The 23101-nt window shown below is 63.0% G+C and carries 19 protein-coding genes; 14 read left to right on the forward strand and 5 right to left on the reverse strand.

The window, feature by feature from the left end:
• The first annotated feature begins 109 nt into the window (after positions 1-109).
• The 8 genes from AC0L3L_RS00945 to AC0L3L_RS00980 all read left to right on the forward strand — a co-directional run bounded on the left by AC0L3L_RS00945 (position 110) and on the right by AC0L3L_RS00980 (position 8867).
• A complete protein-coding gene (locus tag AC0L3L_RS00945; protein WP_473636212.1) occupies positions 110-628 on the forward strand; it encodes an A24 family peptidase in 519 nt (172 codons plus the stop codon).
• 222 nt (positions 629-850) lie between these two features.
• A complete protein-coding gene (cpaB, locus tag AC0L3L_RS00950) occupies positions 851-1663 on the forward strand; it encodes a Flp pilus assembly protein CpaB (protein WP_473636213.1) in 813 nt (270 codons plus the stop codon).
• Positions 1660-3201 (forward strand): type II and III secretion system protein family protein, encoded by a 1542-nt coding sequence (locus tag AC0L3L_RS00955; RefSeq protein ID WP_473636214.1) that lies wholly within the window; start codon positions 1660-1662, stop codon positions 3199-3201. The genes cpaB and AC0L3L_RS00955 overlap by 4 nt, the downstream gene beginning before the upstream one ends.
• Positions 3202-3215: 14 nt before the next feature.
• On the forward strand, positions 3216-3950 hold the full coding sequence (locus tag AC0L3L_RS00960; protein ID WP_473483799.1) for a CpaD family pilus assembly protein: 735 nt from the start codon (positions 3216-3218) through the stop codon (positions 3948-3950).
• Between the two features lie 26 nt (positions 3951-3976).
• Positions 3977-5260: a CpaE/TadZ family protein gene (locus tag AC0L3L_RS00965; protein WP_473483797.1), complete on the forward strand. Its 1284-nt coding sequence runs from the start codon at positions 3977-3979 to the stop codon at positions 5258-5260.
• A 29-nt stretch (positions 5261-5289) separates the two neighbouring features.
• Entirely contained in the window at positions 5290-6795 is a 1506-nt protein-coding gene (locus AC0L3L_RS00970; RefSeq protein WP_473636215.1) for a CpaF family protein, read from the forward strand.
• Between the two features lie 29 nt (positions 6796-6824).
• Positions 6825-7838, forward strand: coding sequence for a type II secretion system F family protein (locus AC0L3L_RS00975; protein ID WP_473483795.1), 1014 nt, complete (start codon positions 6825-6827; stop codon positions 7836-7838).
• A gap of 12 nt (positions 7839-7850) precedes the next feature.
• Positions 7851-8867: a type II secretion system F family protein gene (locus tag AC0L3L_RS00980; RefSeq protein WP_123146545.1), complete on the forward strand. Its 1017-nt coding sequence runs from the start codon at positions 7851-7853 to the stop codon at positions 8865-8867.
• Positions 8868-8976: 109 nt separating this feature from the next.
• On the opposite strand, the gene AC0L3L_RS00985 is transcribed toward AC0L3L_RS00980, so the two are convergent.
• The gene (locus AC0L3L_RS00985; protein WP_123147396.1) at positions 8977-9798 is read right to left on the reverse strand and encodes a tetratricopeptide repeat protein; all 822 of its coding nucleotides are present in this window, start codon (positions 9796-9798) and stop codon (positions 8977-8979) included.
• A gap of 123 nt (positions 9799-9921) precedes the next feature.
• On the opposite strand from AC0L3L_RS00985, the gene AC0L3L_RS00990 reads away from it, so the two are divergent.
• From AC0L3L_RS00990 to pdeM, 5 genes are all read left to right on the forward strand, one after another.
• The gene (locus tag AC0L3L_RS00990; RefSeq protein ID WP_473636216.1) at positions 9922-11286 is read left to right on the forward strand and encodes a leucyl aminopeptidase family protein; all 1365 of its coding nucleotides are present in this window, start codon (positions 9922-9924) and stop codon (positions 11284-11286) included.
• 70 nt (positions 11287-11356) lie between these two features.
• Entirely contained in the window at positions 11357-11707 is a 351-nt protein-coding gene (locus AC0L3L_RS00995; RefSeq protein WP_095493569.1) for a MarR family winged helix-turn-helix transcriptional regulator, read from the forward strand.
• Between the two features lie 30 nt (positions 11708-11737).
• A complete protein-coding gene (locus AC0L3L_RS01000; protein WP_473636217.1) occupies positions 11738-12598 on the forward strand; it encodes a C40 family peptidase in 861 nt (286 codons plus the stop codon).
• Positions 12599-12696: 98 nt separating this feature from the next.
• Entirely contained in the window at positions 12697-15228 is a 2532-nt protein-coding gene (locus tag AC0L3L_RS01005) for a ligase-associated DNA damage response DEXH box helicase (RefSeq protein ID WP_473526062.1), read from the forward strand.
• A gap of 1 nt (position 15229) precedes the next feature.
• Positions 15230-15943: a ligase-associated DNA damage response endonuclease PdeM gene (pdeM, locus tag AC0L3L_RS01010; RefSeq protein WP_473636218.1), complete on the forward strand. Its 714-nt coding sequence runs from the start codon at positions 15230-15232 to the stop codon at positions 15941-15943.
• A gap of 6 nt (positions 15944-15949) precedes the next feature.
• Here the strand turns inward: pdeM and AC0L3L_RS01015 are convergent, their stop codons facing one another.
• Genes AC0L3L_RS01015 through AC0L3L_RS01025 form a run of 3 tightly spaced genes read right to left on the reverse strand, consistent with a single transcriptional unit; the run spans position 15950 to position 20561 of the window.
• On the reverse strand, positions 15950-16885 hold the full coding sequence (locus tag AC0L3L_RS01015; protein ID WP_473636219.1) for a dimethyl sulfoxide reductase anchor subunit family protein: 936 nt from the start codon (positions 16883-16885) through the stop codon (positions 15950-15952).
• An 11-nt stretch (positions 16886-16896) separates the two neighbouring features.
• The gene (locus AC0L3L_RS01020; protein ID WP_473545246.1) at positions 16897-17631 is read right to left on the reverse strand and encodes a 4Fe-4S dicluster domain-containing protein; all 735 of its coding nucleotides are present in this window, start codon (positions 17629-17631) and stop codon (positions 16897-16899) included.
• Entirely contained in the window at positions 17628-20561 is a 2934-nt protein-coding gene (locus AC0L3L_RS01025; protein ID WP_473636220.1) for a molybdopterin oxidoreductase family protein, read from the reverse strand. The genes AC0L3L_RS01020 and AC0L3L_RS01025 overlap by 4 nt, the downstream gene beginning before the upstream one ends.
• A gap of 274 nt (positions 20562-20835) precedes the next feature.
• Here AC0L3L_RS01025 and AC0L3L_RS01030 point away from each other — a divergent pair, with 274 nt between their 5' ends.
• A complete protein-coding gene (locus AC0L3L_RS01030) occupies positions 20836-21738 on the forward strand; it encodes a LysR substrate-binding domain-containing protein (protein WP_473636221.1) in 903 nt (300 codons plus the stop codon).
• A 6-nt stretch (positions 21739-21744) separates the two neighbouring features.
• Here AC0L3L_RS01030 and AC0L3L_RS01035 read toward each other — a convergent pair whose 3' ends face one another.
• Positions 21745-23001: an Hsp70 family protein gene (locus tag AC0L3L_RS01035; RefSeq protein WP_473636222.1), complete on the reverse strand. Its 1257-nt coding sequence runs from the start codon at positions 22999-23001 to the stop codon at positions 21745-21747.
• Positions 23002-23101 lie beyond the last annotated feature (100 nt).

Below are 23101 nucleotides of genomic sequence, written 5' to 3' on the forward strand. Positions count from 1 at the left end.
TGGCGGCCCTGTTTCGTCGTACCGGCAGTTTTTCAGCTCGCAACCTCATCAATCGTTAATCGAACATGTCTAAGCTGGGCTAGGCATAGTTGACCATAGGCCCGCGCCGATGCTTGAAGCCCTGATCTTCGTCGTCTTTCCGTTCTGCATGCTCTTTGCCGCGATCTCCGACATGCTGTCGATGACGATCGCCAATCGCGTGCCGGTGCTGCTTGTGGCCGTCTTCGCCCTGGTCGCGCCGCTGACGGGCATGGACTGGGCAACCTATGGCTGGCATTTCGCCGCCGGCGGCCTGGTTCTCGCCGTAACCTTCGCTCTGTTCGCGCTCGGCGGCATGGGAGGCGGCGACGCCAAGCTGCTGGCCGCCACCGCCATCTGGATGGGACTGAACATCCATCTCGTCGAATATCTCGTAACCTCGACATTCATCGGTGGCCTGCTGACGCTCGCCATCCTCGTCTATCGGAAATCGCCGCTTGCGGCCGTCACAAGCCACAATCCGTTTCTACGCCACTTCGCCGACGAGACATCAGGCGTTCCCTATGGCATCGCGCTTGGCATTGGCGGGCTGCTCACCTTTCCGAACTCGCCGTTGATGGCGTGGGCGCTGGCAAGGCTGGCGGCTTAATTCTCGCCACCATCCTTCCCTCGTCAGGCCAGCCTTCCCTTCTTCGATTTGGCGTTTGAGCAGGCGGCTCGGCCGCCTTTTTGCGGGCCGGACCGGATGCCTCAAATTTATGTAAACCTTAAATTAATCACGATCGTAAGTATTAAATTAACCTTGTTTTGACGATTGCCGATGCAAGGTCCGGCTTGGCTACGTGGATTTGCCAAGACAAGGTTCGGACAGATGCCAGCATCCCGACTGATTATTCTGGGCGTGGCGGTGGCCGCGGCAGGTGGCGCAGGATATGTCGCAAAAAACATGGCCACGGCTCCGCCGCCTCAAATCGTCGATTCCGGCCCCAAGGCGCCGGCAATCGCACTGCAGGACGTGCTTGTCCTGTCCGGCGATGTTCCGATGGGCAGCCCGCTCGAGAACAACATCAGCTGGCAGTCCTGGCCGGCCGACGGCATCAACGCGAATTTCATCACCCGCGCCGCAGAGCCCGAAGCGCTTGAGAAGCTGAAAGGCGGCGTCGCCCGTGTTGCGATGTATGCCGGTGAGCCGTTGCGGCGCTCCAAGCTGATCGGCGAGGGACAAAGCTTCATGTCGTCGATCCTGCCCTCCGGCATGCGGGCCGTCGCCACAGCCGTATCGGCCGACACTTCGGCCGGCGGCTTCATTCTTCCCAACGATTTCGTCGACGTCATCATGACCCGCAGAGCCGATGCCGCGGGCGGCGGCAGCGGCTTTACGACCGAGACCATCCTCAAGAACATTCGCGTCCTGGCAATCGACCAGACCATCCAGGAGGACGAGGAAGGCAAGAGGACCAGGGTCGGCCAGACCGCGACGCTGGAGCTGACATCGCAGCAGGCGGAAATCATCACCGTCGCCCAGCAGATGGCGGATCGCCTGACATTGGCGCTGCGGTCGATCAGCGACACCCAGGAGAAGAATCTGGACGAGGCCGACTATCTCGTTTCCGGCAATGGGCGGCGCGGAACGGTGCGATTGATCAAGTCAGGCGAAGTTTCCGAAGTGGGGGCAAGGCAATGAGGCTAAACGCTAGACTGCCGGTCACACTGGCTGCGGCAATCGGCCTGTTCCTGCTTGGATCGAATGCACATGGCCTCCTCGAGGCGAATGCGGCAAGCAGGAACGCCGAGGTGTCGGCTTCGACCGCCACCCAGCGCGTCAAGCTCGGTCTCAACAAATCGGTGGTCATCGACCTGCCGAGCGATGCCTATGATATTCTCGTCGCCAACCCGGCGGTCGCCGATGCGGTGACCCGCACCGCCAGGCGCATCTATCTGTTCGGAAAGGCGGTGGGCGACACCAACATCTTCGTGTTCGGCCCCAATGGCGAACAGATCGTCAGCCTCGATCTGGCAGTCGAACGCGACGTTGCCGGGCTGGAAGACTATATCAGACGCTTCATCCCATCATCGGCCATCACTGTCGAATTGCTGAACGACAACGTCGTCCTGACCGGAACCGTGGACACTCCTCTGGATGCCAAGCGCGCGGTCGATCTGGCCACCATCTTCGTGTCCGGCGGTGAAGCGACCACCGGACAATATTCGCAGACCGCCTCCGGCGGCTCGGCCGAATCCGGTGTCGACATCGACAATCCGGATTCCGAGCGTCGCGTCAGCCAGATCGTCAACCTCTTGCAGATCATCGGCGACGACCAGGTGACGCTCAAGGTGACGGTGGCCGAAGTCAGCCGCTCGGTGATGAAGCAGCTCAGCGTTAACCTGATCGGCAACGGCAGCAGCAACGGCTTCTCCTTCGGCGCGATGAGTTCTCCTGCTTATGGCCTGGGCAAGCCGATTTCGCAGTACTCCAACTTACAGTTGGGTGACGCGCTCGGAAACGGACTTCAGGCGTATATCAATGCCATGGAGCAGAGCGGCGTCATGAAGACACTCGCCGAGCCGACGCTGACCGCGGTTTCGGGCGAAAAAGCGACATTCAAAGTCGGCGGCGAATTCAATCTCATCACAAGCCGGACGAGCAACGTTTCAGAAGACAACATAACGGGCCAGGTTACTTACAGCAATGAAAAGCTCGAATATGGAATTGGCCTCGAATTCCAGCCTGTCGTGCTCTCGGCGGGCCGCATCAGCCTTAAGGTGAGGACGTCGGTTTCGGAGCCTACGACGGAAGGCGCCACAGTGCTCGAAGCGGCCGGTGACTTGCCCGGCACCACTTTGCTGTCGATCCGAAAGCGACTGGCAGACACCACCGTTGAACTGCCTTCCGGCGGTTCGATGATGATCGCCGGCCTGGTTCGGGACGACATCAGGCAGGCGGTCGCCGGGCTGCCCGGGCTGACCAAGATCCCAGTGCTTGGCACGCTGTTCCGCAGCCGGGACTTCGTCCGCAACGAGACCGAGCTGGTCATCATCATCACGCCTTATTTGGTGAAACCGGTGACGCGCAACGCTCTTGCCAAGCCGGACGACAATTTCAACGCCGCCAGCGATGGCGCCGGCATGTTCCTAGGCCGTGTCAATCGCGTCTACGGCACCATGCAGACCGACAAGCCCAACGGCCGTTATCACGGCGTTGTCGGCTTCATCTACAAGTAAGCGGGGAAGCGGACATGTCTCAGTCAGCGTTGAAGCCCAGGACGGTCACCGTAGCGGTGCGGTCCGGCCGTTCGCGGATCTGCCGGCCGGCCATTCCGATCCTGGCGGTTGCGGTCGCGGCATTGCTGGCGGGCTGCGCCAACCGGGACAGCATCACGGTCGGCGCTGTTCCGGACGACTATCGCACCAACCATCCGATCGTCATTGCCGAGAAGAACCTGAAGATCGACCTTCCGGTCGGCGCCGGCGATCGCGGCATGACCGGGTCACAGCGCGACACGCTTCTGGGCTTCCTGGATGGCTATGACAAGAGCGCCGCTCCGACCCTGACGATCTCGATCCCGAGCGGTTCGGCCAACGAGATCGCCGCGACCGCGGCCGGTCGCGATTTCGCCAGACTTGCGATTGCCAGCGGCATCAGCCGGAACCGGATCGTCATCACCACCTACCAGTCGGTTTCGGCCGAAGCGTCCGCGCCGATCCGCGTCGCCTATGTCTCGGTGAAGGCGCAGACCGACAGATGCGGGCGCTGGCCCGAAGACCTGCTGCAGACCTCGGAAAACAAGCACTATGCCGATTTCGGCTGTTCGTATCAGAACAATCTTGCCGCCCAGATGGCCAATCCGACCGATCTGCTCGGGCCGCGTAAACAGACACCCATCGATGCCGAAAGGCGTGACGTCGTCATTGATGGCTATCAAAACGCCCCGTTCTATTCGCCGATCCCGGCAACAGAAGTCGACTACTGATCGATCGCAGGTTGGAGCACGCGGACATGAGCAATCTAGCCTACGACACGGCGGTAGATGGCGGCGAAACCTCGCAGCAGGATGTCGCCGCCATGCAGGCGTTGCGGCCGATTCCGCGCATCTCGATTCAGGCATTTTGCGAGACCGAGGGCGTTGCCAATCCGGTCGAGCGCGCCGGCGAGGATCGTCGCATGGCGAAGGCCCATCTGAAGGTTCATATGGGCGGCGTCGCCACCGCCATCGAATTCTATCAATCGGCGCCGACGCCGAACCTGATCCTGCTGGAATCGCGCAGCGAGCCGACGCAATTGCTGGAGCAGCTCACGCAGCTCTCCGAATATTGCGATCCGGCCTCGAAGGTCGTGGTCATCGGCCACTACAATGATGTCGGGCTTTATCGCGAGCTCATCCGCTCCGGCATTTCCGAATATGTCATCGCGCCGGTGTCGATGGCCGATATCGTCAGCGTGATATCGTCGATTTTCGTTGATCCGGAAGCCGAGCCGATCGGCCGCTCGATCGCCTTCATCGGCGCCAAGGGTGGCGTCGGCTCCTCGACCATTGCCCACAATGTGGCTTGGGCGATGTCGTCGCTGTTCAAGTCCGAAGTGGTTGTCGCCGATCTGGACCTGGCTTTCGGAACGGCCAACATCAATTTCGATCAGGATCCGGCGCAAGGCATTGCCGAAGCCGTTTTCTCACCGGAGCGCATCGACGAGGTCTATCTCGATCGGCTGCTTGCCCAGTGCGCCCAGCATCTGTCGCTGCTTGCAGCGCCTTCAACGCTCGAGCGGGTCTACGATTTCGATCCCGACGCTTTCACGCAGCTTATCGACACGGCGCAGCGCAGCGTGCCGCTTCTGGTGCTCGATGTTCCGCACGTCTGGACAGGCTGGACCAAGAGCATACTGGTCAAGGCCGACGAGATTGTGATCACGGCGACGCCGGAACTGGCCAATCTGCGCAACACCAAGAATCTGGTCGACATGTTCAAGCGGCTTCGCCCGAACGATCCACCGCCGAAGCTGATCATCAATCAGGCCGGCGTGCCAAAGCGTCCGGAGATTGCGTCATCCGACTTCGCCGACTCGCTCGGCCTGTCGCCGATGTCGGTTATTCCCTTCGAGCCGCTGCTGTTCGGAAACGCCGCCAACAACGGGCGCATGCTCGGCGAAATGGATGCCAAGAACCCGGTTGTCGGCACGATCAACGAGATTGCGCATGTGCTGACCGGGCGCAGCGAAATCAAGGCAAGAAAGAAAGCGGGCCTCGGCAATCTCCTTGGCAAGCTCTCGCGCAGCAAGAAGTGATGCTTTCGGAGCGGGATTGGTAGTCGATCATGTTTGGTAAAAGAGGCAGCGACGACGGCAGCCGGTTCACCCCGGAATTCCGTCAGCCGGGACCTGCGCCTGCCGCGCCGGCGGCAAACCCTGCAGAAACGTCGGTTCTTGCCAAGCCCGCACCGCCGCCGTCGCTTGGCGCGTCTGCTGCGCCGCCCGTGCGCCGTGCGGTCGAGGCGCCGCCATTGGCGCCGGAGCCGAAAAAGGTCCAGCGCCAAAAGAGCGAAACCTACTACGATACCAAGAGCCAGGTCTTTTCCGCGCTCATTGATACGATCGACCTGTCGCAACTCGCCAAGCTCGATCCCGAAAGCGCACGCGAGGAAATCCGCGACATCGTCAACGACATCATCGCGATCAAGAATTTCGCGATGTCGATCGCCGAGCAGGAAGAACTGCTCGAGGACATCTGCAATGACGTGCTGGGTTACGGGCCGCTGGAACCATTGCTCGCCCGCGACGAGATCGCCGACATCATGGTCAACGGTTCCAAGAACGTCTACATCGAGGTCAACGGCAAGGTCGAGCAGACCGGCATCCGTTTCCGCGACAACCAGCAGCTCCTCAACATCTGTCAGCGCATCGTCAGCCAGGTTGGCCGCCGCGTCGATGAATCGAGCCCGATCTGCGACGCACGCCTTCCCGATGGCTCCCGCGTCAACGTCATCGCGCCGCCGCTCGCCATCGACGGCACCGCGCTCACCATCCGCAAGTTCAAGAAGGACAAGCTGACACTCGACCAGCTGGTCAAGTTCGGCGCCATTTCGCCGCACGGCGCCGAAATTCTCAAGATCATTGGACGCGTCCGCTGCAACATCGTCATTTCGGGCGGTACCGGTTCCGGCAAGACCACGCTGCTCAACTGCCTGACCAATTATATCGACCGCGAGGAGCGCGTCATCACCTGCGAGGACTCGGCCGAGCTGCAACTGCAGCAGCCGCATGTCGTACGTCTGGAAACCCGCCCGCCCAACCTGGAGGGTGAGGGCGAGGTGACCATGCGCGACCTGGTCAAGAACTGCCTGCGCATGCGGCCCGAGCGCATCATCGTCGGCGAAGTGCGCGGACCGGAGGTGTTCGATCTTCTGCAGGCGATGAACACCGGTCACGACGGCTCGATGGGCACGATCCACTCGAACAGCCCGCGCGAATGCCTGAACCGTATCGAATCGATGATCGCGATGGGCGGCTTTACGCTGCCGCAGAAAACCGTCCGTGAAATCGTCGTCGGTTCCGTGGACGTGATCATCCAGGCCGCACGCCTGCGCGACGGATCGCGGCGCATCACCCACATCACCGAGGTGATCGGAATGGAAGGCGACGTCATCATCACGCAGGACATCGTCCTCTACAACATAAAGGGCGAGGACGTGAATGGCAGGCTGCTGGGTGAGCACGTGTCGACAGGTATTGGGCGCCCGCATTTCTGGGACCGCGCCCGCTACTATGGCGAGGAACAGCGCCTCGCCAACGCGCTCGAGGCGATGGAGAAACGCGCTGACTGATGCATTTGGAGGCGTAGGGGCCAAGGTCGATGTTCGGGATTGACGGCACCGTATTGGCATTCATCGTGCTCGCCGGCTTCAGCGCCGGCGCGGTGGCCTATGCTTTTCTGTTCAAGCAGATCAGCACCGAGAAGCAAGTCGGCAGGCGGCTTGAAACGATCAAGACCGCCGAGACTGATCATGCAGTCGTCAAAGCCGCGCGCGACCGTACGGCGGAAGCAACCAAGCGGCGCAAATCGGTTCAGGATTCACTGAAGGACCTCGAACAGAAGCAAAAAACCAACCAGAGTGTCGTCAAAAAGCCGCCACTGAAGGCCCAGATTCGCCAGGCGGGCATGAAGATGTCGCTTGAGCGCTTCTATCTCTACTCGGCGGTTTGCGGCGTCGTCCTGACGTTTCTTGCCTATTTTACCGGCGCGCCGCTTTATGTCTTGCCCGGTGCGCTGCTGGTCGGCGTCCTCGGCCTGCCACGCTGGTTCGTCTCGTTTTGCCGCGCCCGCCGGGTGAAGGCGTTCCTCAACGAATTTCCGAACGCGCTCGACATCATCGTGCGTGCAGTCAAATCCGGCCTGCCGCTGAACGACGCCGTCCGCCTGATCGCCAACGAAGCCCCTGAACCGGTCAAGACCGAGTTCCGCCGCATCGTCGATTCGCAGCAGATGGGGCTGTCGATCCCCGACGCCAGCATGCGTATGGCCGAAACGATGCCGTGCACGGAAGCGAGCTTCTTCGGCATCGTCATCCAGATCCAGTCCCAGGCCGGCGGCAATCTTTCCGAGGCGCTGGGCAATCTTTCGCGCGTGCTTCGCGACCGCAAGAAAATGAAGGCCAAGGTCCAGGCGCTGTCCATGGAAGCGAAGGCGTCCGCCGTGATCATCGGCGCGTTGCCGTTCGTTGTCGCCTTTCTCGTCTACCTGACAAGCCCGAACTACATCATGCCTCTGTTCACCACCAGCGTCGGCAATCTGATCCTCGGCTGCTCGGCGGCCTGGATGTCGATCGGCATCCTGGTGATGCGCAAGATGATGAACTTCGAAGTTTAGGATTTCGAGCGTATGACTGAGAACGTCGTCAAGACCCTTACCGACCCAGCGTTCCTGATTGCCTTGCTGGTCGGCATCGCGGTATTTGCGACCGTCTTCACGCTGCTGCCTGCTTTTGGCGGAAACCAGCTCAAGGCGCGCATGAAATCCGTGGCGCTGGAGCGCGACGAATTGCGCGCCAAGCAGCGTGCGCGGCTTGCCGTCGAGGCCGATCGCCGCCGCAAGGGCCTGCGCGAGGAACAGTCGATAGGCATGCGCAATATTGTCGATCGGCTGGACCTGAGGCGCGCCTTGGCCGATGAAGGCACCTTGCAGAAACTCAAGGTGGCTGGCTTTCGCGGGCAGAATCCGCTGACGCGTTTCCTTTTCTTCCGTCTGGTCCTGCCCTTTGTCGGCTTTGCCCTGGCAGCGATGTATCTGTTCGTGCTCGGGGGTTTGCCGGAGCAGCCGCCTCTCATCAAATTGTTCGTGTGTATCGTCGTCGCTTATGCCGGTTTTTACGCGCCGGTGCTCTATGTCAACAACCGCGCCACCAAGCGCAAGCAATCGATCCAGATGGCGTGGCCGGACGCGCTCGATCTGATGCTGATCTGCGTCGAATCCGGCATGTCGGTGGAGGCGGCGTTTCGCAAGGTCGCGGACGAGATCGGCACGCAATCGGTGGCACTTGCCGAAGAGTTCATCCTGACCAATGCCGAGCTTTCCTACTTGCAGGAACGCAAGCAGGCTTACGAAAACCTTGCAAGCCGCACCGGCCTGGAATCGGTTAAGTCGGTGTCGCAGGCGCTGGTGCAGGCCGAGCGCTACGGCACGCCGGTGGCGCACGCGCTGCGCGTGCTTGCCGGCGAAAGCCGCGACATGCGCATGAACGCTGCCGAGAAGAAGGCCGCGGCCTTGCCGCCGAAGCTCACCGTGCCAATGATTCTGTTCTTCCTGCCGGTGCTGTTCGCCATCATCCTGGGCCCCGCCGGCATCCAGGTGAGCCAGCGCGGCATCTTCGGCGACCAGCCGACATCGAGCAGCCAATAGCCAAGGCGACAATACATGCGAAAGCCGCGATGCTGATGCAACGCGGCTTTGTATTTCCGGCATGTGATGAATTGAGGGAACTGGCCGGTTCGAAGCAAGGCCGGCGTAGTTAGTTGGTGGCAGGCTTTGCCTTGTCCTGGTCCTTGAGCTGGCTCCAGGCGTTCTGCTGGGCGAGCATCTGGCGAAGGTAAGCCACGTTCGCCTGCGCCTGGTCGGGCGAGAGCTCCTGCGAGGCGATCTTCTCGGCCTCGTCGAAGCGGCCCTGCAGGCCGACGACCAACGCCAGGTTCTGGCGGACGCGGCTGTCGGCGTTCGGCTGCTGGGCGGCCGAGCGCATATAGGTTTCGGCCGTGCGCAGATCACCTTCCAGCACATAGGACATGCCGAGATTTGAAAGGATCGAAGGTTCGTTCGGCTTGAGGTCAAGCGCCTTGCGGTAATTCTGGCGCGCCTCGTCTCTCTGGCCAAGCTGGTCGAGAATCGCGGCTTCCGCCGACACCAGCTTCCAGTCGGGATATTCCGGTGTCTGCGCGCGGCGCACCGCATCGAGCGCCGGCTCGAACTGCCCATTGGCGGCCAGTGCCTTACCATAGGCGGCGAGCACGTCGCGGTCCTTCGGCAGGGCGATCGCCAGTTTGCGCATCACGGCGAGCGATTGGTCGGCGTCGCCGTCCATTTGCAGCGCCGCGGCATAATTCGTCGCGATCCGCTTGTCGTTGGGGTTCTTGGCGTAGGACTGACCGAGCGCGATCGTCGCCTTGTGCAACTCGCCGGCCGACATGGTTTCCAAGGGTTTGCCGCTGGTACGTCCGATCGAGCCGGTTATCAACTTGCTGGTCCCGCAGCCTGCAACGCTTGCAGCGAGCGCTATTATGAGCGCCGTGGTGATCAGCCGCTTCCCCGTGGCGTTCGTCATGCGGTTGGTCGGCATCTGCACCAGGGCCTCCATTCGTGTACGTGGCCATTGCATGGCCATCTTCCCTCCCGCAGAAATATTCTGTTAACCCTAACGGACAGTTAAAAAAGCGCCGACTCGGAACCCGGAGGCCATCGAATGCCAGTCGAACTCATCGAGGGAAAACTGAAGACCACGCTGCCGGTTCACCTGGTGGCGAAGGATAGACTGGATGCAGCGGGCCTTGCCTCGTCCTCGCTCGCCTGGGCCAAGGCCAACGGCTTTTCCGGTGAGGCCGGCAGGACGCTGATCCTACCCGACGAAAACGGCGCGCTTGCCGGCGCCCTGTTCGGCACGGGCGATGGCGAAGGCGCGCTTGCCATCGGTGCGCTGGCGAGAGCCTTGCCCGAAGGCGACTGGCATTTCGCCTCGGCACCCGCCGAACCGGAATTGGTGGCCGTCGCACTGGCGCTCGGCGGCTATGTCTTCACCCGCTACGGCAAAAAACCCGGCAAGGCGCTGCGTTTTTCGCTGCCGTCCGGCGCCGATGCGGCGCGTGTTCGACGAACTGCCGATGGTGTCTTCCTGACGCGCGATCTGGTCAACACGCCGACCAGCGACATGGGACCTGACGAACTGGAGAAAGCGGTGCGAACGCTGGCCAGGACGTACAAGGCCGAAGTGTCGGCGACCAAGGGCGACGATCTGCTCAAGAACAACTTTCCGATGATCCATGCCGTCGGCCGCGCTTCCGTCGGTGCGCCGCGGCTGATCGACATGATTTGGGGACCGAAGAACGCCCCGAAGGTGACGCTGGTCGGCAAGGGCGTCTGCTTCGACACCGGTGGCCTCGACATCAAGCCGTCCTCGGGCATGCTCCTGATGAAGAAGGACATGGGTGGCGCGGCCAACGTATTGGGCCTCGCTTCGATGATCATGGCCGCCGGGCTGAAGGTCCGGCTGCGTGTGCTGATCCCGGCGGTCGAGAATTCGATCGCCGGCAACGCCTTCCGGCCCGGCGACGTGCTGGTGAGCCGCAAGGGCATCACCGTCGAGATCGGCAACACCGACGCCGAGGGACGGCTGGTGCTGGCGGACGCCTTGGCACTGGCAGACGACGACGAGCCGCAGCTGCTGATCGACATGGCGACCTTGACGGGGGCTGCTCGCGTTGCGCTCGGTCCCGATCTGCCGCCTTTCTACACCGGCGATGAAGCGCTGGCGTCCGACCTGACGGCGGCCTCTGTCGCAGTCGAGGATCCTCTGTGGCGCATGCCGCTGTGGAAACCCTATGACGCAAAGTTGTCGTCGAAGATCGCCGACATCAACAATGTCACGTCAGACGGTTTCGCCGGCTCGATCACTGCGGCGCTATTCCTGAAGCGCTTCGTTGAGAGGGCCGCCGCTTGGGCGCATTTTGACATCTTCGCCTGGAATCCGTCCGATCGTCCGTACGGTCTCGTCGGCGGCGAGGCGCAAGGCATCCGCGCGCTCGAAAGGGTCATCTCGAAACGCTACGCTTGACGCTAGCGGTCCGAAAGGAAGGTATCGAGACTGAAACGGAACCGAAACAATTTTCCGCCATGCTGGCCGGATGTCGATTTCGATGCGCCCGAGCCAGGCCTTGCGACTGTGGCAGCAGGTGATGCTGTCTCAGGTGCGCGACGACGCGCCGGACCTCACCATGCGCCAGACGGCGATCCTGTTCACCATCTATCTCGATCCGCCGCCGCATACGGTGCGCGGACTCGCCGCCCGCCTCAATGTCACCAAGCCGGTGATCACCCGCGCGCTCGACACGATGGGGGCGATGAAGCTGGTGTCGCGCCATCGCGATGAACTCGACAAGCGCAACGTGCTGGTCAAGCGAACCGTAGAAGGTGCTCTCTTTGTCGAGCGCTTCGGCGATGTTATCATCGCCAGAGCCCAGGAATTGCCCATCTGACCGAAACGCCATTCTGAACGAGTTGCCGATTTGACCGCCAGGGATGCTCGCCTTCACGCCTTCCGTTCCGATCTCGCCGATGCCAGGCTGGAGGGCGAGGTCGCCGCCGATCGCTTCGTCGCCGGGCGGCCAGCGCGGGTTTCAGCCGCAGTGGCCGATATCCGCAAGGCGCCGCGGCCGGATGCCGGCGTCAACACGCAAGCCCTGTTCGGCGACGATGTCCTCGTCTTCGAAGACGCTGAGGGCTGGGCCTGGATCCAAGCCGAACGCGACGGCTATGTCGGCTATGTCGCCGACACCGTGCTAAGCGCGCGGGACCATGCGCCAACCCATGTCGTCTCCGTGCCGCGCACCTTCCTCTATCCCGGACCGGATTTGCGGCTTCCGCTGAGCGGGCAGCTGTCGATGGGATCGGCGGTGACGGTGGAGGGCGCGGCCGAAACCCGCGGCACGCATTATGCGCTGCTGCCGTCCGGCGAGGCTGTCATATCAGGCCATCTCAGGCCTCTAGGAGAGCCGGCTGCCGACTATGTCGCGGTCGCGGAGGCTTTTCTCGGCACGCCCTATCTGTGGGGCGGCGCCTCCGGCTTCGGCATCGATTGCTCCGGCCTCGTGCAACTGGCGATGCACATGGCCGGCAGGCAAGTGCTGCGCGATTCCGACATGCAGGCGGCGACCATCGGTGAGCCGCTCGACCCGGGTCCGGACTTTGCCGGGTTGCGGCGCGGCGACCTGGTGTTCTGGAAAGGCCATGTCGCTGTCATGACCGACCCGAAAACCATGATCCACGCCAACGGCCACACCATGCTGGTCTCGCGTGAAGGGTTCAAGGAAGCCGTCGCCCGCATCGGCTACCTCTATGGCGGCCCGACAGGGTTTCGCCGGCCGTAGCGCCACAGCGGCCCTTCTCAAGCGAGGGGGAGGCGCTTCGATCACCTTTTGTTCTGATTCTTCTTGGCGATTGCGCGCCGCCGCGCTACCTCTGGCAGGTGACAGAGCAGCCGCGCCTTGCCGATCAGAATGCCGCCGTGCACTTGCCCGAGCCATTCCTCAAATGGTTCGCGGAAAAAGGTTGGTCGCCGCGCGCCCATCAGATCGAGCTGCTGGCAAGGGCCCGGGCCGGGCAGTCGGTTTTGCTGATCGCGCCGACCGGCGCCGGCAAGACGCTGGCCGGATTCTTGCCCTCGTTGACCGAGCTGGCAGGCCGGCCAAGGAGAAGGCCGGGACAGGCTCATCGCGGCATCCATACGCTCTATATCTCGCCGCTGAAGGCGCTGGCCGTCGATATCGAGCGCAATCTCGGCAGGCCGGTGGAAGAAATCGGCCTGTCGGTTACCATCGAGACTCGCACCGGCGACACGCCGGCGCACAAGCGCCAGCGGCAAAAGCTGGTGCCGCCCGACATTCTCCTGACCACGCCCGAGCAGCTGGCGCTGCTGATTGCGGCGCCCGACGCCAGGCGCTTCTTCGAGGACCTGCACTATGTCGTGCTCGATGAACTGCATTCACTGGTGACGTCGAAACGCGGGCATCTTCTGGCGCTCGGGCTGGCGCGGCTGCGCAGCTTCGTACCCGGCCTGCAGACGATCGGCCTGTCGGCAACGGTCGCCGAGCCCGACGACTTGCGCCGTTGGCTGGTAAGCCAGAATCCACCCAGCGCGATGGCAGGTCTGATCACCGTTGCCGGCGGCGCCAAGCCCGACATCTCCATCCTCGATTCAGAACAGCACGTGCCGTGGTCCGGACACTCGGCCCGCTACGCCATTCCCGAAATCTACGAGGCGATCCAGCGCCATCGCACGACGCTCCTGTTCGTCAACACACGCAGCCAGGCAGAGCTGCTGTTCCAGGAGCTGTGGCGGGCAAACGAGGACTCGCTGCCGATCGCCCTGCATCACGGCTCGCTCGATGTCGGTCAGCGCCGGCGGGTCGAAAAGGCGATGGGCGAGAATGCACTGCGCGCCATCGTCGCCACTTCTACGCTTGATCTCGGTATCGACTGGGGCGACGTCGATCTGGTCGTGCATGTCGGCGCGCCGAAGGGCGCGAGCCGGCTGGCGCAGCGCATCGGCCGCGCCAACCACCGCATGGACGAGCCGTCCAAGGCGATCCTGATCCCGGCCAACCGCTTCGAGGTGCTGGAATGCCGGGCGGCGCTCGACGCCAACTATCTCGGCGCCCAGGACACGCCGCCGCTTGTCAATGGCGCGCTCGACGTGCTGTCGCAGCACGTGCTGGGCAGCGCCTGCGCGGCACCCTTTGACGCCGACTTTTTATTCGAGGAGGTGCGCGGTGCCGCGCCCTATGCCGAGCTGGAGCGCGCAACCTTCGACCGTGTCATCGATTTCGTCGCCACCGGGGGCTACGCGCTCAAGAGTTACGATCGCTACACTCGCATCCGAAAGACAAGCGGTGGGCTGTGGCGCGTCTCGCATCCGCGCATCGCCCAGCAGTACCGGCTGAATGTCGGCACCATCGTCGAGATGCCGGAGCTGAATGTGCGCTATGTCAGGCAAGGGCGTGGCCTTGCCGGCCGCGGCGGGCCGGTGCTCGGCAAGATCGAGGAGTATTTCGCCGAGACGCTGCGCCCCGGCGACAATTTCATGTTCGGCGGCAAGGTGCTGCGCTTCGAGGGCATTCGTGAGAACGAGTGCATCGTCTCCAATGGCGCCGGCGCCCGCATCATCGTACCGTCCTATGCCGGCGGAAAGTTCCCGCTGTCGACCTATCTCGCCGACCAGGTGCGCGGCATGCTGGCCGATTCCAATCGCTGGCAGGCGCTGCCCGAACAGGTCGCCGACTGGCTGAGGTTGCAGAAGGAAAAATCGGTGCTGCCGAAGCGCGGTGACCTGCTGGTCGAGACCTTTCCGCGCGGCAACCGGCACTACATGATCGCCTATCCGTTCGAAGGCCGGCTCGCGCACCAGACGCTCGGCATGCTGCTGACGCGGCGGCTGGAGCGGGCAGGTGCGCGGCCGCTCGGCTTTGTCGCCACCGACTATTCGCTGGCCGTCTGGGCGCTGGATGACATGGCCTCGCTATTCAAGGCAAAGAAGCCTTCTCTGACTGCCCTGCTCGATGAAGACATGCTGGGCGACGATCTCGAAGCCTGGCTGAACGACAGCTGGATGCTGAAGCGCACCTTCCGCACCTGCGCTGTAATCGCCGGACTGATCGAGAAGCGTTTCCCAGGGCAGGAGAAGAGCGGGCGGCAAGTGACGGTGTCGGCCGACCTGATCTACGACGTGCTGCGCAGTCACGAACCGGACCATATACTGCTGCAGGCGACGCGGACGGATGCGTCGGCCGGCCTGCTCGATGTCAGCAGACTTGCCGAGATGCTCTCGCGTGTCCGCGGTCGAATCGTGCATAAGCATCTTGAGCAGATTTCGCCGTTGGCCGTGCCGATCATGCTGGAGATCGGCAAGGAATCGGTGAATGGCGGCGCCAACGAGACGCTGCTGATGGAGGCGGCGGATCTGGTCGAGGAGGCCATGGGTCCAGGAATGAGCTTGGTTTGATATGAATTTCGCGGCGAGGGCATCGGCATTCGCGGAGGCCGACCGGGTCGGCATCGCTGATGAGCGCGCGGTCTGTGATCCGCGCGGCGTGCTCTATTTCCCGGAGCTTCGGCTTCTGGCGGTGTCGGACCTGCATCTGGAAAAGGGCTCGTCCCTGGCCCGGCGCGGTACGTTGATCCCGCCTTATGACACGGGCGCGACTTTGCTCCGATTGCAGGCAGTGATTGCCGATTATCAGCCGGCGATCGTCATCAGCCTCGGCGACAGCTTTCATGATGGCGGCGGCGCCGAGCGCATGCATTCGAGCTTTCGCGAACGGTTGGAAGGGCTGATGGCTGGCCGCGACTGGTTCTGGGTCGCCGGCAATCACGACCCGGATGCGCCAGCCGACCTGCCCGGCGAGACGGTGCGCAAGCTGGCCGTAGGCTCTCTCGTATTCCGGCACGAGCCTTCGGCGGTGAGGGTGGAGGGCGAGGTCGCCGGCCATCTGCACCCTTGCGCCCGCATCGTGCAGCGCGGCCGCTCGGTGCGGCGGCGCTGCTTTGCCGGCGACGGCGGCCGCATGATCATGCCGGCCTTCGGCGCCTATACCGGCTCGCTTAATGTGCTCGATCGCGCCTATGCCGGGCTGTTCCGCCGCGAAACGCTGATGGCCTATATGCTCGGCGCTGAGCGCATCTTCGCGATTTCCCACGCGATGCTGCGGCCAGGCTGAGCTGGTCTACCTGCCGTAGTAGAGGGTGACGGTGTGCTTGGCTTCGGCGAAGAACAGCCAGCGTTCGACCAGCATGCCGGCGAATTGGACGATTGCTGCTATTGCCGACAGCACCGCCGTATAGGGCCATGGCAAGGCGAACGCGGCAATCAGCAGCAAGACGGGCGCGGCGAAGGCCAGCACTTGCGTGATCTGGCGCAGCCGCGCCTTGTGCTTGCGCGCGACGCGAAAGCCCATCTCCTTGAGCAGATAGTTTTCCTCGGTGTGCGGCCATTCCAGCGACCGCACCGTACCGCCGGCAAGCCCGGTCGCGGTGTTGGCGTTGGTCGGGATTTCCAGCCCGTCATTGTATCGCCAGGTTGCCAGCTTCCAGCCCCAGCCGAGCAACGTCAGCAGCACGCAAGCTGCCAGAAGGATGGTCGAGCCGAGGGCGAAACCCTGCAACAGCGCGTTGAGAAGCACGCTGCCGCTCATCGCTGAAAAGATCAGATAGCCGGGCAGAGTGAAGCGGCTGTGCCACTGGGCGATCGGCTTCAGCGATGCATAGATCATGCCGGTGGTGCAGACGGTGGCGACCGCGCCGACCGCAGCCAGCAGCCCGGCGACGGCCACCCAGCCGTTTGTGCGGCCGAGGAACACCCAGCCGATGGCGAACAGTCCCGCCGGCACGAAGGTCGCGACCGACGCAATGCCTTCGCGTGACAGCCACGAACTGCGCCATTGCGAGAATGCCCGCCAGGCACGTTCGGGCCGGCCGAGATGGCCGGCCGACGACAACAGGCCGGCCGAGATCAGGCCGAACGCCAGGCCCATGCCGACGACGCCGAGCCAGAAATCGGGCGGGACGAACCCCAGACCGGCCAGCACGCCGAGCAGCGCAAGCAGGCCGTAACCGGCGCCGGTGGCGGTGGTGAAAAAGACGACGGAGAAGGCTGGATGCATGGAGGCGCTGGTCAGTGCGAAAGCATGCGGTCGACCCAGCCGAGGAAACCGCCTTCGGCCCGCACCGGTTCGAGCGCCAGCGCCGGCACCGATGCCGCACGCTGCGTGTGGGCGCGCGGCGGCAAATATTTGTTGGTCGGGTGATAGCCGAGTTCGGGCATCAGGTCGACACCGCCGCGCTCGGCCACCAGTTGCGAGATCGCCGACGCCGGGTCGCCGAGATCGCCAAAATGCCGCGCGCTGGTTGGACAGGCGGCGACGCAGGCCGGCACCCGATCTTCTTCAGCCAGATTGTCGTTATAGATGCGGTCGACGCACAACGTACATTTCTTCATCACGCCGACATCGGTGTCGAATTCGCGGGCGCCATAGGGGCAGGCCCAGCTGCACAATTTGCAGCCGATGCACTTGTCCTCGTCGACCAGCACGATGCCGTCCGAGGCTCGTTTGTAGGAGGCTCCGGTCGGGCAGACGGTGACGCAGGCCGGCGTCTCGCAATGCAGGCAGGAGCGTGGGAAATTGACCGTGCGCCCGCCCATCTCCGTGATGTGCTCATAGCTGTGCACGCGGTTGAACCAGACCCCGTCGGCATCGCCGCCGTAGGGATCGATGTCGGTCAGCGGCGCCATGTGGCCGCCGGTGTTCCATTCTTTGCAGGCGGTAACGCAGGCCTGGCAACCGACGCAGGTGTCAAGGTCGATGACGAGGCCGAGCTTTTTGTCGGTATGGGCGGGGAGACAGGTCATGGTCTGGCGGCTTCTCTTTCCCGGCGAAACTCGGCGCCGAAACTGAGCTTGTCGGGCGAGGGTTCGAAATGCGGCGGCTGCCGGAAGCGCTCGAACTGCGGTTCGGTGAAGCCGGCTTCTTCAGCCGCGCATTTGACGATGCGGACACGCAGGTCGAACCATGCCGCCTGGCCGGTGACCGGGTCGGAATTCGAGTAGCGTTTACCATTGGCATCGGCAGAGGTCTGGTCGCCGATAATGTGATTGAGCAGGAAACCGCGGTTGGATTCGGCGGCGTCGTCCTTCAGCCCCCAGCTGCCGCGCCGTTTGCCGATGGCGTTCCAGGTCCAAACCGTATCCGCGTTAACGCCGTCGACCAGCTTGATCTGTCCCTTGACCTTGCCGTTGATGCTCTCGATCCACACCCAGTCATCGTCGACAAGGCCGAGGCCGGCGGCGGTCCGGTTGTGCACGAACAGCCGGTTCTGGCTGGTGATCTGCCTGAGCCAGGCGTTCTGCGAGCCCCAGGAATGATACATGTGCATCGGCCGCTGCGTCAGTGCGTGCAGCGGGTATTTCTCGAGGTCGACAGCCGCCTCCTCGAAGGGCGTGTACCAGAACGGCAGCGGGTCCATATAGGTCTCGATGCGGCTGCGCTCCGCCTCCGGCGGCAGCACCCGCCCATGGCCGCGCGCGGCGAGGCGAAACCGCTGAATCGGTTCCGAATAGAGCTGGAAGACGATCGGCTCGGCTTTCGGGATGAAGCCCATGTTCTCGGCGAAGTCGAGATAGGAGCGGTTGGCCATTTTGTAGTAGCGCTGGTCGTCCGCAAAATCATGGTGCCAGAAGCCGCCATTGTCGATGTAGCGCTGAAGCTGATCAGGATTGGCCTCGCCTTTGCCGATCGAGGTTCCGTCCTTGCCGCGCCAACCGGCGAGCGGGCCGATGCCCGGCGTGCGCTCATGATTGACGATGTAATCGGCATAGTCGCGGTATTTGGCCGAGCCGTCGTCGTCGACGAAGCCGGGCAAGCCGAGGCGCGCGCCGAGCTCGATCAGCACCGTCTGGAACGGCCTGACATCACGATCCGGCTCGACGACGGGATGGCGGATGGCGTCGCCCGGGCCGTCGGCATGGCTGATCGGCCGATCGAGCAGGCTGATGCAGTCGTGACGCTCGAGATAGGTGGTGTCGGGAAGCACGAGATCGGCGAACGGCACGGTCTCGGAATAATAGGCGTCGGAATAGATGATGAAGGGGATCTTGTAGTTTCCGGCCTCGTCGCTGTCGGTCAGCATCGCCATCGTCTCGACGGTGTTCATCGACGAGTTCCAGGCCATGTTGGACATGTACATCATTAGCGTATCGATCCTGTAAGGATCGCCGGCCCAGGCATTACGGATGACCGTGTGCATGAGCCCGTGTGCTGCCAGCGGCGCATCCCAGGAATAGGCCTTGTCGATACGGATCGGCGTGCCGACGTCGTCGACCAGCAGATCGTCCGGGCCGCAGACGAATCCAAGCGGCATGCCTTCGAGCGGCGTCATCGGCCTGACGTCCTTGCCCGCCGGCTTCGGCCCCGGCGGCGCCGACCGCGGATAGGGCGGCTTGAAGCGAAATCCGCCGGGCACGTCCACCGTACCCAGGAGTACTTGGAGCAGGTGGATGGCGCGGCAGCTATGAAACCCGTTCGAATGGGCCGAGATGCCGCGCATCGCGTGCATCGACACCGGCCGGCCCTTGATCGTCTCATGCCGGCGGCCGGCCCAGTCGGTCCACGCCACCGGCAGTTCGATCGCCTGTTCGAAGGCGACATGCGCCAGTTCGGCGGCGGTCCGGCGGATGGTGTCGGCGGGGACGCCGCAGCGTTCGGCGACCGCATCGGGAGAATAGCTCTCCTGCAGATAGCGGTCGGCAACGAGCTGGAAGACCGGAACGCAGCGGCGGCCATCGACCTGGAAGTTGCCGGTCAGCGCCGGCTTTGCGTCGGTATCGGTGACGCTGACGGGCACTTTCGCCACCCTGTCCCAGGCCAGCGGATTGCCGTTACCGTCGCGTGCGAACAGCCCATCGTCGGCAGCATTCGGCTCCTGGATGACGAGGACATGAGCATTGGTGTAGCGCAGCAAATAATCGAGATCGACGCGGCCGGCCTTCAGCAGTTCATGGATGAGGGCTAACACGAACAGTCCGTCGGTACCGGGCCGGATGCCGATCCAGTCATCGGCAATGGCGTTGTAGCCGGTGCGGCACGGATTGATCGAGACCACCTTGGCGCCGCGCGCCTTGAGCTTGCCGAGACCGATCTTGATCGGATTGGAATCATGGTCCTCGGCAACGCCGAACAGCATGAAGTATCTCGTGTTGTCCCAGTCGGGTTCGCCGAACTCCCAGAACGAACCGCCGATCGTATAGAGCCCGCCGGCCGCCATGTTGACCGAGCAGAAGCCGCCATGGGCGGCGAAATTCGGCGTGCCGAACTGGCTCGCCCACCAGCCGGTCAACGATTGCGACTGATCGCGCCCGGTGAAGAAGGCGAGTTTCTTCGGATCGGTCCGGCGGATGTTCGAAAGTCGTTCCGTCGCGATTGAGAAAGCCTCCTCCCACTCGATCTCACGAAATTCTCCCGAGCCGCGCGGACCTGTGCGCAGCAATGGTTTCTTCAACCGGGCCGGACTGTAGTGCTGCATGATGCCGGCACTGCCCTTGCCGCACAGCACGCCGCGATTGACCGGATGGTCCTTGTTGCCGTTGATGTAGCGGACCTTGCCGTCCTTGATGTGGACGTCGATGCCGCACCGGCAGGCGCACATGTAGCAGGTGGTCTTGGCGATGCTGTCGGAGATATCGGGCGAAGTATCGACGCCATCGCCCTCGTCGGGCGCGCGCGTGTCGGCAAGCGACCGTTGGGACGGTGCGGAATTGGCGCCGCGCAGCGGTCCGTGGCTCATGATCTGCTTTTGTGGTCCGAGTATTTGGCTCGCGTTTTCGGCCCGGGGCCGCGCATGTAATGCTCTTCCGGATGATAGCCGTTGCCGGTGAGCCGCCGCCGCAAGCTGCGCGTCCAATGGGAAAACAGGGATTTGAACCGCCCGATCACTTTCTGCCTTTTGCGGACTGGCCGCGATATTTTTCCAATTTCCTGCAAAAACTTAGAACAAAACGATCGATCTGTCTAACAAGTTGCTCTTGTAATTCCAATCGATTTTCTTTCTTAATTCTCTCATGACCCTGGACCAACTGCGGATCTTCGTTGCTGTCGCCGAACGAGGACACATGACCAAGGCAGCCGAGCTGCTGGGTATTTCCCAATCGGCCGCCTCGGCCGCCATCCGCTCGCTCGAACAGCAGCATGGCGTCCAGCTATTCAACCGGGTCGGTCGCAACATCGAGCTGGCGCAGACCGGGCGCCGGTTCCTGCCCGAGGCCAAGGCCGTGCTTGAACGGGCGACTGCCGCCCACGACGTGCTGGAGCACGTCTCGCAGACGATCACCGGCAGCCTTTCCATCGCCGCCAGCCAAACCATCGCCAGCTATTGGCTGCCGCGCCGGCTGGCCTCCTTCCACGAGGCCTATCCCGCCGTCAGGCTGAGCGTGACCATCGGCAACACCAGACAGGTCGAGACCACTGTACTGGACGGTACGGCTGATTTTGGCCTGGTCGAGGGGCGCACTGAATCCGACATATTGCGGCGCGCCAAGGTCGATGTGGATCGCCTGATGCTGGTCGTGGCGCCTTCGCATCCCGAGATCGCTGAAGTCTCGCGCGGGCATCCCGATATCAGCGAGCTCCGCTGGATCATCAGGGAGGGCGGGTCGGGCACCCGCGAGGTGCTGGAAGATCTTGCCCGCCGCGAAGGGATCTCGTTCGCGGAACTGCGAATATTCCTGGTGCTGCCGAGCAACGAGGCGGTCCGTCAGGCGGTCGAGGCCGGCGCCGGCGCCACAATCATTTCGGAACTCGTTGTCGAACGCGCCGTTGCCGAAGGCAGCTTGCGTTCCGTGCCGATCGATCTGCCGAAACGTGATTTCGCCATGATCACGCATCGTGACCGGCAGGCAAGTCTGGCCCAGATGGCGCTCAAGGCGCATCTGGGCGCGAAGGCCGGCGAGACCGTCCGCGGATAAGCCGGGTCAGCCGAATTTCCGCTGCGCATCGAGTGCCAGCCCAAGCCCGACCGAGCCGAACATATCACCTTCGATGACGGACGCCTGCGGCACCAAGGCTAATATCTGCTGCCTTGCCAGCGGGATGGCGGTCGATCCGCCGGTCAGGAACACCGCGGTGATAGCGGACGGTTTCACCTGCGCGTCGCGGATCGTCTCGCCAACCGTCGCGGCCACCCGTTCGATATCCCTGACAATCGTGGCCTCGAGCCCGGCGCGGGAAATTTCTACCGCGAGACTCGCTCCGGGCAGCGCGACTACGACATCACCAGAAAGTTGCTGCGTCAGCGCGATCTTGGCCGTTTCGACCAAAGCGGCCAACGCGTGGCCGTAACGATGCTCGACGATGTGGATGAAACGGTCGACCAGGTCGGCGCGTTCCGCCTCGTAGCGGATCTGGCGCAGATGGGTCATCGCCCTGGCACTGTAGACCAGATTGATGCGTTGCCATGTCGCCAGGTCGATGAAGTAGCTGGCCGGCAAGTTGCGCTTGCCGTCCTTGGTCGGCGAGAGGTAGCCGAGTTGCGGCATCACATGGGTGATGCTCAACAGCCGATCGAAGTCGGTGCCGCCGATGTGGATGCCTCGGCTCGCCAGGATGTCGTCCTTGCGATCGAGGGAGCGGGCGCGCTGCGGCGAGACCCGCACGATCGAGAAGTCGGACGTGCCGCCGCCCATGTCGACGATCAGCGCCAGTTCTTCCCGCGTGACCTTCTGCTCGTAGTCGAGCGCCGCCGCGATCGGCTCGAACTGGAAGGCGATATGCTTGAAGCCCTGGGTGCGGGCCGCGTTTTCGAGTTCACCTTCGGCCTTGGCATCGGCCTCGGCATCGTCGTCGACGAACTGCACGGGACGACCGAGCACCACGCTTTCAACCGTGTCGTCCGCATCCTCTTCCAGCCTTTTCCTGAGATGGCCGACGAACAGACCAATGATCTCGGTGAAGGCGATCGATTGGGACTTGATGCGCGTCTTTTCATGGACAAGCGTACCGCCGAGTACGCTCTTCAGCGAGCGCATCAGACGACCATCGATGCTGTCGGTATAGTTGGCGATGGCGCGGCGCCCAAAATAGGTGCGGTTGTCCTCGAAATTGAAGAACACCGCGCTCGGCAGCGTCACCTGACCGTCTTCCAGCGCCACGAGCTGCGGCTGCCCGTTCCTGACCACGCCCACGGTGGAGTTCGAAGTGCCGAAGTCGATACCGCCGAATGCTGGACGCATCGTGAAGCCTGTATTCTGATTGTGGGGAGCGACAGCTCGCGTCCGGTCGGGCCGGGGTCGCGGTCTAACCCATGAGTCACAAAAGGGGAACAACCTTTCG

This window comes from Mesorhizobium sp. WSM4849 (genome assembly GCF_055811385.1).